This window comes from Streptomyces sp. NPDC097619, from assembly GCF_040302735.1.
In the GTDB taxonomy this organism is placed as follows: Bacteria; Actinomycetota; Actinomycetes; order Streptomycetales; family Streptomycetaceae; genus Streptomyces.
Genome location: NZ_JBEOSD010000007.1, coordinates 38,450 through 51,104 on the forward strand (window position 1 = coordinate 38,450; position 12,655 = coordinate 51,104).

The 12,655-nt window shown below is 71.4% G+C and carries 12 protein-coding genes and 1 riboswitch; of the genes, 7 read left to right on the forward strand and 5 right to left on the reverse strand.

Going from position 1 to position 12,655, the window contains the following annotated elements; translation table 11 throughout:
* Positions 1–88 precede the first annotated feature (88 nt).
* Positions 89–1,039, reverse strand: a complete 951-nt coding sequence (locus ABTZ17_RS03440; RefSeq protein ID WP_352193800.1) for a glucosyl-3-phosphoglycerate synthase — start codon at positions 1,037–1,039, stop codon at positions 89–91.
* A 247-nt stretch (positions 1,040–1,286) separates the two neighbouring features.
* A riboswitch (SAM riboswitch) is annotated at positions 1,287–1,444 on the forward strand.
* On the opposite strand from ABTZ17_RS03440, the gene thrC reads away from it, so the two are divergent.
* The 5 genes from thrC to ABTZ17_RS03465 all read left to right on the forward strand — a co-directional run bounded on the left by thrC (position 1,438) and on the right by ABTZ17_RS03465 (position 6,658).
* The gene (gene thrC, locus ABTZ17_RS03445; protein ID WP_352193854.1) at positions 1,438–2,739 is read left to right on the forward strand and encodes a threonine synthase; all 1,302 of its coding nucleotides are present in this window, start codon (positions 1,438–1,440) and stop codon (positions 2,737–2,739) included. It overlaps the preceding riboswitch by 7 nt.
* 38 nt (positions 2,740–2,777) lie before the next feature.
* Positions 2,778–3,056 (forward strand): MoaD/ThiS family protein, encoded by a 279-nt coding sequence (locus ABTZ17_RS03450; protein WP_352193801.1) that lies wholly within the window; start codon positions 2,778–2,780, stop codon positions 3,054–3,056.
* Between the two features lie 543 nt (positions 3,057–3,599).
* Positions 3,600–3,803 (forward strand): cold-shock protein, encoded by a 204-nt coding sequence (locus ABTZ17_RS03455; protein ID WP_352193802.1) that lies wholly within the window; start codon positions 3,600–3,602, stop codon positions 3,801–3,803.
* A gap of 339 nt (positions 3,804–4,142) precedes the next feature.
* A complete protein-coding gene (gene groL, locus ABTZ17_RS03460; RefSeq protein ID WP_352193803.1) occupies positions 4,143–5,762 on the forward strand; it encodes a chaperonin GroEL in 1,620 nt (539 codons plus the stop codon).
* A 293-nt stretch (positions 5,763–6,055) separates the two neighbouring features.
* On the forward strand, positions 6,056–6,658 hold the full coding sequence (locus tag ABTZ17_RS03465; RefSeq protein WP_352193804.1) for a Uma2 family endonuclease: 603 nt from the start codon (positions 6,056–6,058) through the stop codon (positions 6,656–6,658).
* A gap of 4 nt (positions 6,659–6,662) precedes the next feature.
* On the opposite strand, the gene ABTZ17_RS03470 is transcribed toward ABTZ17_RS03465, so the two are convergent.
* The 3 genes from ABTZ17_RS03470 to ABTZ17_RS03480 all read right to left on the reverse strand — a co-directional run bounded on the left by ABTZ17_RS03470 (position 6,663) and on the right by ABTZ17_RS03480 (position 10,263).
* A complete protein-coding gene (locus tag ABTZ17_RS03470) occupies positions 6,663–8,210 on the reverse strand; it encodes a PTS transporter subunit EIIC (protein ID WP_352193805.1) in 1,548 nt (515 codons plus the stop codon).
* 176 nt (positions 8,211–8,386) lie between these two features.
* Positions 8,387–9,304, reverse strand: a complete 918-nt coding sequence (gene murQ / locus ABTZ17_RS03475) for an N-acetylmuramic acid 6-phosphate etherase (protein ID WP_352193806.1) — start codon at positions 9,302–9,304, stop codon at positions 8,387–8,389.
* A gap of 14 nt (positions 9,305–9,318) precedes the next feature.
* Positions 9,319–10,263 carry a MurR/RpiR family transcriptional regulator gene (locus tag ABTZ17_RS03480; protein WP_352193807.1) on the reverse strand — a complete coding sequence of 315 codons (945 nt, stop codon included), beginning with the start codon at positions 10,261–10,263 and terminating at the stop codon, positions 9,319–9,321.
* Between the two features lie 124 nt (positions 10,264–10,387).
* Between ABTZ17_RS03480 and ABTZ17_RS03485 the strand changes: the two genes are divergently transcribed.
* Together ABTZ17_RS03485 and ABTZ17_RS03490 are read left to right on the forward strand one after the other, a co-directional pair.
* Positions 10,388–10,768 carry a DUF8819 family protein gene (locus ABTZ17_RS03485; protein WP_352193808.1) on the forward strand — a complete coding sequence of 127 codons (381 nt, stop codon included), beginning with the start codon at positions 10,388–10,390 and terminating at the stop codon, positions 10,766–10,768.
* Positions 10,769–10,783: 15 nt separating this feature from the next.
* Positions 10,784–11,086, forward strand: coding sequence for a DUF4031 domain-containing protein (locus tag ABTZ17_RS03490; RefSeq protein WP_352193809.1), 303 nt, complete (start codon positions 10,784–10,786; stop codon positions 11,084–11,086).
* A gap of 133 nt (positions 11,087–11,219) precedes the next feature.
* Here ABTZ17_RS03490 and ABTZ17_RS03495 read toward each other — a convergent pair whose 3' ends face one another.
* Positions 11,220–12,506, reverse strand: coding sequence for a Cmx/CmrA family chloramphenicol efflux MFS transporter (locus tag ABTZ17_RS03495; RefSeq protein ID WP_352193810.1), 1,287 nt, complete (start codon positions 12,504–12,506; stop codon positions 11,220–11,222).
* Positions 12,507–12,655 lie beyond the last annotated feature (149 nt).

Below are 12,655 nucleotides of genomic sequence, written 5' to 3' on the forward strand. Positions count from 1 at the left end.
GCCCCATGTCACACGGACACCCGGTCCCCCGCCACGCCCCCGCGCGACGCCCCGCGCCGCGCCGCCCGAAGCCCCCCGCCCCGCCCGCTCAGGCCACGCGCCGGGCCCGGTACTCCTCGATCTCCCGCATCGGCGGCCGCTCCTCCGTGTCCACCGGGTACGTCCGCGGCTCGAAACCCGCCTCGCCCCGCTCGAACTGCACCAGCTCGGGCCGCACCAGATGGCCCCGCGACAGCCGGACCTGAGCCGTCCGGTAGATCGCCGCCGCCATCCGGCCCAACGCCCGGCCGTCCTGGTGCCGGTGCACCCGGACCCCCACGTCCACCTGCGCCAACGCGTCCAGACCCACCGTGTGCAGGGCGTCCACCAGCAGCCCCAGCTCCACCCCGTACCCCACCGGGAACGGCAGCCGCTCCAGCAGCGACCGGCGCACCGCGTACTCCCCGCCCAGCGGCTGCACGAACCCGGCCAACAACGGCCAGTGCAGGTTCAGCAGCGGTCGCGCCACCAACTCCGTCACCCGGCCGCCCTGTCCCGGGGCGCTGCCCAGCGGCCGGTCGTACATCGCCTTGACGAACTGCACCTCCGGATCGGTCAGCAGCGGACCCACGATCCCGGACACGAACGCCGCCTCGAAGTCCCGCAGGTCCGCGTCCACGAAGCAGACCACGTCCCCCGTGGTCACCAGCAGCGACCGCCACAGCACCTCGCCCTTGCCCGGCACCGCCGGGATACGCGGCAGCACCTCGTCCCGGTGCACCACCCGCGCCCCGGCCTTCGCCGCCACCTCCGCCGTCCGGTCCGTGGATCCCGAGTCCAGCACCACCAGCTCGTCCACCAGGGGCACCGGCAGCCCGTCCATCAGCTCCCGCCGGACGACCGCGACGATCTCCCCGACCGTCGCCTCCTCGTTCAGGGCCGGCAGCACCACGCTCACGGTGGTGCCCGAGGCCCGTTTGGCGGCCGCCAGACGGGCGAGCGGGCGGTCGGCCGCCGACCAGGACCGGCGGGCAAGCCAGCGCTCCACCTCTTCCAGCACGGTCAGCACTCCCTGTCTGCGTGGTCCGCGCCGCCCCGTCGAGCGCGGCGGTCCGCGAATTCCGTTGTTTCCATGGTCTGGGCGGGTGTTGAGGACAGGAATGTGACCCATCTCGCGGATCGGACGACTGTCTCAACCACCCCGCCCTTCGGTTACAGTCTTGAACAACGCGGACGACCATCGCATGTCGGGGTCGCTCCGCGCACAAACGCCCGGCCGCGCCCACGTGCTTCCGCCGGTGCCATACCGCTCATCCAGAGGGGCAGAGGGACACGGCCCGTTGAAGCCCCGGCAACCCTCCAGTCGGTTATCTCGCGCATCCGCAACATGCCCGCGAGGCCACCACCGGCTAGGGAAGGTGCCAATTCCGTCTCGTGGCGACGTACGCCACGGGGAAGATGAGGAGAAAGGGCCTCGCCATCATGGCTGCACAGACCGCCACCCGTACCCGGACCGACCTCGGCCCCGCCACCGGACTCTCCTGTCGCGAGTGCGGAACCCGCTTCGAACTCGGCCCGATCTTCGCCTGCGTCGAATGCTTCGGCCCCCTCGAAGTCGCCTACGAGCTGCCGCTCGGCGACCCGGAGGCCCTCCGCGCCCGCATCGAGTCCGGCCCGAACAACATCTGGCGCTACGCCCCGCTGCTGCCCGTCCCCGCGGACGTCGCCGACAAGCCCAGCCTGAACCCCGGCTTCACCAAGCTCGTGGACGCGCGGAACCTCGCCAAGGCCCTCGGGGTCACCGGCAAGCTCTACGTCAAGGACGACTCCGGCAACCCGACGCACTCCTTCAAGGACCGCGTCGTCGCCATCGCCGTCGAGGCCGCCCGCGCCTTCGGCTTCACCACCCTCTCCTGCTCCTCCACCGGCAACCTCGCCGGCGCCGTCGGCGCCGCCGCGGCCCGCGCCGGCTTCCGCTCCTGCGTGTTCATCCCGCACGACCTGGAGCAGGGCAAGGTCGTCATGGCCGGCGTCTACGGCGGCGACCTCGTCGGCATCGAGGGCAACTACGACGACGTCAACCGCTTCTGCTCCGAGCTCATCGGCGACCCGCTGGGCGAGGGCTGGGGCTTCGTCAACGTCAACCTCCGCCCCTACTACGGCGAGGGCTCCAAGACCCTGGCCTACGAGATCTGCGAGCAGCTCGGCTGGCAGCTGCCCGACCAGCTCGTCATCCCGATCGCCTCCGGCTCCCAGCTCACCAAGATCGACAAGGGCCTCCAGGAGCTGATCAAGCTCGGCCTGGTCGAGGACAAGCCCTACAAGATCTTCGGCGCCCAGGCCGAGGGCTGCTCCCCGGTCTCCACCGCCTTCAAGGCCGGCCACGACGTGGTCCGCCCGCAGAAGCCGAACACCATCGCCAAGTCCCTGGCCATCGGCAACCCGGCCGACGGCCCGTACGTCCTGGACATCGCCCGCCGCACCGGCGGCTTCGTCGAGGACGTGGACGACACGCAGGTGGTCGAGGCCATCAAGCTGCTGGCGCGGACGGAGGGCATCTTCGCCGAGACCGCGGGCGGCGTGACCGTCGGCGTCACCCGGAAGCTCATCGAGAACGGGCAGCTCGACCCGTCCCTCACCACCGTGGTCCTCAACACCGGCGACGGCCTGAAGACCCTGGAGGCGGTGTCCGGGGACACCGGCCAGACCGCCGTCATCCGCCCCAGCCTGGACGCGTTCCGCGCCGCCGGCCTCGCCTGACCATCCCCTCGCCCTCGCACCCGGAAGGCAGTTCCGCCATGAGCGTCACCGTCCGCATCCCCACCATCCTGCGCACCTACACCGGCGGCCAGGCCGAGGTCCCCGCCGAGGGCGCCACCCTCGCCGAGGTCATCGAGTCCCTGGAGGCGAGCCACCCGGGCATCGCCGCCCGCGTCCTGGACGACCAGGGCAAGCTGCGCCGGTTCGTGAACGTGTACGTGAACGACGACGACGTCCGCTTCGAGGGCGGCCTCGACGCGGCCACGCCGGAGGGTGCCGGCATCTCGATCATCCCCGCGGTCGCGGGCGGCTGCTGACCGCCGGGTCGTTGATCTCCGGGTCCGCCGATCCACGGATGTGCTGATCCATCGGTCCACCCCGGTCGGAAGCTCCGGTTCCGGAGATCTTCCGCCGGGAGGGCCGATTCGGAACCGATAGTTCGGAATTCTGAATTCCGAAACGGATCCCCTGTTTTTCCGGGCGTCACCCCTGATTACCCCCTCCGCCAGAAGCGGAGGGGGTAATTCTGCTTGGTTGGACGCGGTAGGGTTGGGGTAGCGCCCCCTCCCGGAGTGTGCCCCGGACATATGTAGGGGTCGGGTCAGGGGCGACATCGGGCCAATGTGCTTGTGGCATATGGGTCTTGGGCGTGTTTTGTCCCGTCCGAGTTGCCCGGGAGTCCTCCGAAAAAGCGGCGATTGTCGACATATCTTCCTGTCTTGATTTCTCAGCGGAATGACCTGTTGCAGACCGCGTTGGTGCAGATACATTCAGCCGCGGTCGACGCGTTCCGGCGCAAGTTCTGACCCGGGACCGCGGAGTGCGGCCCCGCGCAAGGGCCAGTAACAGGGGAGTTAGGCATGGCTCAGGGCACCGTCAAGTGGTTCAACGCGGAGAAGGGCTACGGCTTCATCGCGGTCGACGGTGGTGCGGACGTGTTCGTCCACTACAGCGCGATCCAGATGGACGGCTACCGCACCCTTGAAGAAGGTCAGCGAGTCGAGTTCGAGATCTCGCAGGGCCAGAAGGGTCCGCAGGCGGACATGGTCAAGCTCGCCAGCTGAGCTCGGCGCGATCGACCACTGACGCTTACGTCGCGAGGGGCCCGCATCCCACCAGGGAGCGGGCCCCTCGCGCATGCCCGGACCCTTCCCGACCGGGTCGCGGCCCGCCCGGATCCCTGTCCCCGCTTGGCTCATCCGTGAGAGCCGCTTGCACTCGGGTGGGTCGAGTGCTAATCATTGGCGTTAGCACTCTCCGGGTGAGAGTGATAAAGACGAGGATCGAGTCGGTGAGGCTCGCGGGCCCGGCGGGGCAAGGAACCGCCAGGTGCGCAGGCCGTCCGTCGCGGGCGCCAGACACGGTCCGGAGCAATCCACCCCAGTCCGGGAGGACCACTTCACATGGCCAAGATCATCGCGTTCGACGAGGAGGCCCGGCGCGGTCTCGAGCGCGGCATGAACCAGCTCGCCGACGCCGTCAAGGTCACCCTTGGCCCCAAGGGTCGCAACGTCGTCCTTGAGAAGAAGTGGGGCGCCCCCACGATCACCAACGATGGTGTGTCCATCGCCAAGGAGATCGAGCTGGAGGACCCGTACGAGAAGATCGGCGCCGAGCTGGTCAAGGAAGTCGCCAAGAAGACGGACGACGTCGCCGGTGACGGTACGACCACCGCGACCGTCCTGGCGCAGGCGCTGGTCCGCGAGGGCCTGCGCAACGTCGCCGCCGGCGCCAACCCGATGGCCCTCAAGCGCGGCATCGAGAAGGCCGTCGAGGCCGTCTCCGGCGCCCTGCTGGAGCAGGCGAAGGATGTCGAGACCAAGGAGCAGATCGCTTCCACGGCCTCCATCTCCGCCGCCGACACCCAGATCGGCGAGCTCATCGCCGAGGCCATGGACAAGGTCGGCAAGGAAGGCGTCATCACCGTCGAGGAGTCGCAGACCTTCGGTCTGGAGCTCGAGCTCACCGAGGGCATGCGCTTCGACAAGGGCTACATCTCGGCGTACTTCGCCACCGACATGGAGCGTATGGAGGCGTCCCTGGACGACCCGTACATCCTCATCGTCAACTCCAAGGTCAGCAACGTGAAGGACCTCCTTCCGCTGCTGGAGAAGGTCATGCAGTCCGGCAAGCCGCTGCTGATCATCGCCGAGGACGTCGAGGGCGAGGCCCTGTCGACCCTGGTCGTCAACAAGATCCGTGGCACCTTCAAGTCCGTGGCCGTCAAGGCCCCGGGCTTCGGTGACCGCCGCAAGGCCATGCTCGGCGACATCGCCATCCTCACCGGTGGCACCGTCATCTCCGAGGAGGTCGGCCTCAAGCTGGAGAACGCGGGCCTCGACCTGCTGGGCCGCGCCCGCAAGGTCGTCATCACCAAGGACGAGACCACCATCGTCGACGGTGCCGGTGACAGCGACCAGGTCGCCGGTCGCGTGAACCAGATCCGCGCCGAGATCGAGAACTCCGACTCGGACTACGACCGCGAGAAGCTCCAGGAGCGCCTGGCGAAGCTCGCGGGCGGCGTGGCCGTCATCAAGGCCGGTGCCGCCACCGAGGTGGAGCTCAAGGAGCGCAAGCACCGCATCGAGGACGCCGTCCGCAACGCGAAGGCCGCCGTCGAGGAGGGCATCGTCGCCGGTGGTGGCGTGGCCCTGCTGCAGGCCACCCAGGTCTTCGAGAAGCTGGAGCTGGAAGGCGACGAGGCCACCGGTGCCGCCGCCGTCAAGCTGGCCCTCGAAGCCCCGCTGAAGCAGATCGCCGTCAACGCCGGCCTCGAGGGTGGCGTCGTGGTGGAGAAGGTCCGCAACCTCACCCCGGGTCACGGCCTCAACGCCGCCACCGGCGAGTACGTGGACCTCATCGCCGAGGGCATCATCGACCCGGCGAAGGTCACGCGCTCCGCGCTGCAGAACGCGGCCTCCATCGCCGCGCTGTTCCTCACCACCGAGGCCGTCATCGCCGACAAGCCGGAGAAGGCCGCCGCCGCTCCGGGCGGCATGCCCGGCGGTGACATGGACTTCTGATCGGCCCCACCGGCTGATCGGCTGTTCTCCGGGCCCGCACCCGCGGACCCACCGAGGGCGGCACCCCATCCCGGGGTGCCGCCCTCGGGCGTTTCCGGGTGCGGACGTTTCCGGGTGCCGACGTGATCCCCCCGGGGGTGCGGGCCGTGACCCCTTGCACCCGGGGCGCAGCACCGGCACGGGATCGCTGCGCCGCTCCTTCGAACGTGGGACGCTGGACCCCGAGCGGCGACCGTCCCGCCGCACCGCCGATCTGAGCTCCCGCACATGGGCCACAGGAGAGGGGACCCGCGATGACCGCTGCGATGGTCGAAGGCGACCACGGCTCCGACGGTCTGCCGTGGGACTACCTGCTGCAGAGCTGGCGCGAACTGGACGTGCCGGAGGGCTGGCGCGCCGAGATCGACGAAGGACGGATCACGTTGGTACCGCCTCCCCACCGACACCACAACAGCATCGCCGCCCGCCTCCAGCGCGCGCTCTACGGCGTCATGCCCCCGGAGTGGGACTGCTACCAGACCCTGGGCATCGAGGTGGCCCGACTCGGCAAGCTGTACGTCCCCGGCCTCGTGGTGATGCCCACGGACGTGGTCGACGACGTGGATCCCGAAGTCAGCGCCCCCGTGGACGCCGCCGAAGCACTGCTCATCGTGGAGATCACCTCCAAGGGCAACGCGGAGGACGACCGAAAGAAGAAGCTCTGGGCCTACGCGCACGCCCCGGTGCCGGTCTACCTCCTGGTGGACCGCTTCGACCCGACCGGGCCGACCGTCACCCTCTACACCGGGCCGGAGAACGGTGCGTACAAGCACGCCGAGCGGGCCGCCTTCGGCGACCCGCTCGTGCTGCCCGAGCCCTTCTCGCTGGAGGTGGACTCCGCCGGGTTCCCCCGGTGAACCGTCAGGTCAGGGCGGGTTCCTTCGAGGCGGGGCCCGTCGTGCCCGGCGCGCCCGGGCCGTCGGAGGCGGGGGCGTCCTTCGCGGCGGGGGTCGGGTCGTCGCCCGTGTTGAACTCCGTGAGCATCTCCGGGGTGAAGCCGAAGAAGTACGTGGCCAGGAAGCCGACCAGGTAGCCGACGAGCAGGCCGCCCGCGTAGATCGCGACGGTGGTCAGCAGCGAACCGGAGCCGTCCAACAGCGGGAACAGCGCCCAGCCCGAGGGGCCGATGGCGGTGGAGCCGAAGGCGTCACCGAGCTGGTTGAAGAGGCCGACGAAGGCCCCGCCGGCCGCGCCGCCCACGCAGGCGGTGACGAAGGGGCGGCCCAGCGGCAACGAGACCCCGTAGATCAGCGGTTCGCCGACGCCCAGGAATCCGGCCGGGAGCGCGGACTTGATCGTGGCGCGCAGCGAGCCGTTGCGGGGGAGCTTGAAGTAGACGGCCACGGCCGCGCCGACCTGGCCCGCGCCCGCCATCGCCAGGATCGGCAGGAGCACGGTGTAGCCCTGCTGCTCGATGAGGGTGGTGTGGATCGGGATCAGCGCCTGGTGCAGGCCGAGCATGACCAGGGGGAGGAACAGCCCGCCGAGGACCAGCCCGGCGAAGGAGCCACCGGTGTCGAGCAGCCAGTTCGCGAAGTCGCCGATGGCCTGCGAGACCTCACCGGCCAGGAACATCAGGCCGAAGATCGTGACGAGCCCGGAGATCAGCACCGTGAGGGTGGGGGTGACCAGGACGTCCAGGGCTTCGGGGACCCAGCGGCGACACCACTTCTCCACGTACACCGCGAGCAGCGCCGCGGCGAGCGCGCCCAGCACACCGCCCTGGCCGGGGGAGAGCGCCAGCCCGAAGGCGGTGATCTTGGCGACCCCGGGGAAGACGATGATCGCCGCCACCGCACCGCCCAGGATGGGCGTCCCGCCGAACTCCTTGGCCGTGTTGTAGCCGACGAACACCGCGATCAGCGACATGAACCCGGAGGCCATCGCGGCGAGTGCGGGCACCAGGGCGGGGGCCCAGCCGAGGTTCGTGAGCAGGCCGTTGAGGCCGGCGATGATGCCGCAGCCGATGAGGGCCGGGATCAGCGGGACGAAGATGTTCGCGATCCGGCGCAGGAACAGCTTGAACGGGGTGGCGTTCTTCGCCTTCTGGGCCTGCTTGATCGCGGCGCCCTGGGCGGCGAGTTCCTCGGCACCGGCGGCCTGACCCGGGGCGCTCCCGGCCGTGGGGGCGGCGGCGGGGGCGGCGGCTCGGGCCTCGGCGACCAGGGCCTCGAACTCGGGGGTGACCCGGGCGACGGTGCCCGGGCCCAGCACGATCTGGTACGTGTCGTCCTCGACCACGCCCATGACGGCCGGAACGGCCTTGAGGGCCTCGTCCTGCACGAGCGAGCGGTCGCGCAGTCCGATCCGGAGCCGGGTCATGCAGTGGGCGATGGAGGTGATGTTGGACGGGCCGCCGACGAGCGGAAGGATCGCGGCGGCGGTGGCGCGGTTCTTGTCTGTGGCCATGGTGAGTGCCTTGCTTTGGGGGTGCGGGCAGATCGGGTGGCTGGGCGGGGACGGTCGGGGCTGGGGCTGGGTGGTGGGTGATCGTGCAATGTCACGTGCGGTGTTGCACGGTGACGTGCGACGTCGTACGCGGTGAGCGGGTCGTGCGGGTGGGGCAGGTCGGTGGGGCGTACGGGTCAGGGGGCCGCGGTCAGTGCGGCGCGCAGGTGGCCCTCGGACTCGGTGAGGAGTCGGGCGGCGGTGGCGGCGTCCACGCGTGCGAGGAGGACGAGGATGGCCTGCTTGACCTCGCCGCCGGTGGCGGTGAGCGCCGCCTCGATCTCCTGGTCGGGGGCGTCGGTGGCGAGGGCCACGATCCGCCGGGACCGGGCGCGCAGCTTCTCGTTGGAGGCCCGCAGGTCCACCATCAGGTTCCCGTAGGTCTTGCCCAGCCGGATCATCGTGAGCGTCGAGATCAGGTTGAGGACCAGCTTCTGCGCGGTGCCCGCCTTGAGTCGGGTGGAGCCGGTGAGGAGTTCGGGTCCGACCACGACCTCGATGCCGTGTTCCGCGGCGGCGGCCAGGGCGCTGTCGGCGTTGCAGGACAGGCCGACGGTGAGGGCGCCGCGGTCGCGGGCGAAGGCGACGGCTCGGATGGCGTAGGGGGTGCGTCCGGAGGCGGAGATGCCGATGACGGTGTCGGCCTCGGTGAGGCCGAGGGCGGTCAGGTCGGCGGCGGCCAGCTCCGGGGAGTCCTCGGCGCCCTCGACGGCCTTGACCATGGCGGAGGGGCCGCCCGCGATGAGGCCGATGACCTGCGCGGGGTCGGTGTTGAAGGTGGGCGGGCATTCGCTGGCGTCGAGGACGCCCATGCGGCCGGCGGTGCCCGCGCCCGCGTAGACGAGGCGTCCGCCGCGGGCCATCCGGGCGGCGATGGCGTCGATGGCGGCGGCGATCTCGGGGAGCCGTTCGGCCACGGCGGCGGGGACGGTGGCGTCCTCGGCGTTCATGGCGCGGGCGATGTCGAGGGTGGACTGCCGGTCGATCTCGGCGAGTTCGGGGCGGAACGCCTCGGTGGTCAGGGTGTCGAGCTGGGCGCGGAGTTCGGCGTACATGGCGGTGCTCGTTCCTAGCGTGCGGAGTGGCGGGGGATGAGGGCTTGGTAGGAGGCGGTCAGGGCGGGGGCGGCGGTCTCGTGGGTGCGCTGGGCCACGCCGACGAACAAGCAGTCCACGACGAGGAGTTGGCTGGTGCGGCTGGACATGGCGGCGGGGCGGAGGGTGCTTTCGCGGGCGGCGGAGGTGGCCAGGACCAGGTCGGCGTGGCGGGTGACGGGGCTGTCGGGGCGGCTGGTGACGGCGAGGGTGGTGGCTCCGCGTTCGAAGGCGGCGCGCAGGGGGTCGATGACGTCGCCGGTGGTGCCGGAGTGGGTGACGGCCACGGCGACGTCGCCGGGTCGCAGTTGCACGGCGTTGGTCATGGCGAGGTGGGGGTCGCTGTGGGCGTGGGCGACGAGGCCGATGCGGAGGAGCTTCTGGGCCAGGTCCTGGGCGACGAGCGCGGAGGCGCCGACGCCGTAGATGTCGGTGCGGCGGGCGCCGGCGAGGGCGGTGACGGCGGCGTCGAGGGCGGCGAGGTCGAGTCCGGCGGCGGTGTCGGCGAGGGTGGCGCGTTCCTCGGCGGCGAGTTTGGCGACCACGTCGGCGAGGGGGTCGTCGACGGTGATGTCGGCGGTGACGGCGGGGGTGGAGTCGGCGTCCTGGCGGGCGGCGAGGGCGGCGAGGGCGAGCCGGAGTTCCTTGTAGCCGGGGTAGCCGAGGATCCGGGCGGTGCGGACGACGGTGGCCTCGCTGGTGCCGGTGTGTTCGGCGAGGGCGGTGACGGTGAGGGTGGCGCAGCCGGCGGGGTCGGCGGCCAGGGCCTCGGCCACGCTCTGCATGGAGCGGGTCATGGAGGGGGCGAGGCTGCGGATCCGGGCCTGGAGGGCGGCGGGGGCCGTGGGCGCCGGGGTGGCGAGGGGGGCGGGGGTCGCCCCGGCGACATCCGTGAAAGTTTTCTTCTGCTGCGTGCTCACGTGATGAAAGATATTTTCAGAGGCGGGTGGGGGTCAACGGTCGTCGGTCATCGGATCCGCGTGTCGTTCCCGGGGGGAACGGGGGTCCTTCGCCACTTGACTCCGTTCGGGCCACAATGGCCGCATGGACCACGCGACCCCCTTGACCCCGTTGGAGAAGGCGCTTCACGCCGCCCGTGCCCTGGTGCTCGCCGATCTCGTCGCGGGCGAGGTCGCAGATGCCTCTGTCGTCTCGCTGGTCGAGGATTCGGTGGAACACCGCCGCTGGTGGGTGGAACAGTGGCCCGAGGGCATCGACTACCTGCCCGGCCTGGTCGCCCAGGACGTGCAGGACGCCCTGTTGGAGAAGTACGGCCGCTGGCCGCTGTGCCCGGTGTGCGGGCACGGTGATCCGCACGCGTTGGACGTGGAGCCGGAGCTGGGCCCCGATCCGCACTGGGTGTGCGGCAAGGCGGGGGTGAAGGTCGCTTCGGTGGGGATGTTGGGAGGGGTGTTCGGCCGGTGAGGGTGCGGTGACGCCGTGACGCTGTACATCGACGCGCCGACCTGGCCGGGGCACGGCCGGATGTGGTCGCACCTGGTCAGCGACGTGTCCTTCGAGGAGCTGCACGCCTTCGCGGCGGCGCTGGGGGCTCCGCCGCGGGCCTTCGACGGGGACCACTACGACCTGCCCGAGGAGCGGTACGCGGACGCCGTGGCCGCCGGAGCGGTGCCGGTCGGGAGCAAGGAGCTGCTGCGGCGGCTGACCGGGGCCGGACTGCGGCGCCCGAAGGGCCGCCGGGCCGAGGGCCTGCCGGTGCCACGGGGAGCGGACGGGACCTGAGGGAGGGGAACGGCGACGGGCGGGGTGCCGGAGCACCCCGCCCGTTCACGTGTCACGGTGCACTGTCACCGTTCACGCTGCCGTGTCACCTGTCACGCTGCGGCGCCACCGGTCACCGGCCGCCGATCGCCGGTCATCGCTCGCCCGGCACGGCTCCCGTGGCTCCCGCCGGTGCGGGTGCGGCCGCCGGTGCCGGTTCCGACAGGGGGGCGGGTACGGTCGCCGTCCGGTCGCCGGGAGAGGCGGTCACCAGCTTCGTACGCGACGGGCCGCGGCCGTGCCGGTCCCAGCGCAGGGCGAGGGCGGTCAGTCCCAGGGCCGTGACGGTCATCGCGGCGCCCGCCCAGGCGGTGGCGGAGAAGCCGAGCCCGGCGTCGATGACCGTACCGCCGAGCCAGGGGCCGCCGGTGTTGCCGAGGTTGAAGGCGGCCGTGGTGGTGGCCCCGGCGAGGGTGGGGGCGGCGCCGGCCACATTGAACATGCGGGCGTTCAGGGCGGGGGCGGTGAAGAAGGCCGAGACGCCCAGCAGGAAGGAGAGCAGCACGGCGGCCACCGCGTACTGCCCGAGCACGGCCAGGACGGCGAGGAAGACGGTGGAGGCCGTGATGCCCCACAGCATCACCCCGAACAGGTGGGCGTCGGCGACCCGGCCGCCGATCGTGGTGCCGACGAGCGCGCCGAGCCCGAAGAGGCCGAGGACCCACGGCACCCAGGCCGAGTCCAGCCCGGCCACGTCGGTGAGCAGCGGGGCGAGGTAGCTGAAGGCGCAGAAGACGCCGCCCGCGGCGAGCGCCGTCACGGCGATCGCCACCCACACCTGTCGGTCCCGGTAGATCCGCAGCTCGCGGGCGATGCTGGGCTTCTCCGCGGGCAGCGGGATGGGCGGGATCCGCAGCAGCAGGCCGACGAGGGCGATCGCGGAGGCGGCGGCCACGGCCCAGAAGGCCGAGCGCCAGCCCCAGTACTCGCCGAGGAAGGCGCCCGCGGGCACGCCGAGCACGTTGGCGATGGACAGTCCGCCGATCATGACGGCCATGGCGCGGGCCCGGGCGTCGGCGGGAACCATGGCGATGGCCACGGCCGCGCCCACCGCCCAGAACCCGGCGCAGGCCAGTGCGGCGACCACGCGCGAGGCGAAGAGGAGCTCGTAGCTGGGGGCGAGGGCGCCGGCGACCTGTCCGAGCCCGAAGAGGGTGATCAGGGCGACGAGGGTGGTGCGGCGGGGGAGCCGCAGGGTGGCCACGGCGAGCAGCGGTGCGCCGATGACCATGCCGACCGCGAAGGCGGATATGAGCAGTCCGGCTCTCGGGATGCTGACGCCCATGTCCTCGGCGATGGGCGGGAGCAGCCCGGAGAGCATGAACTCGCTCGTGCCGAGTGCGAAGACGGACAGGCCGAGGACGTAGACGGCGACGGGCATACGGGGACGTTCGGCGGCTGTGGGCATGAAACGGATCAACCGGTCCGGGTCCGCTCCCATTCCCGGAATCCGGTCTTCCGCCCGGGATCCGTCAGGTCCGTGCCCGGATGTTTCCGCAGGGTGGCGGGGGTGTGGCGGCGGTTCGGCGA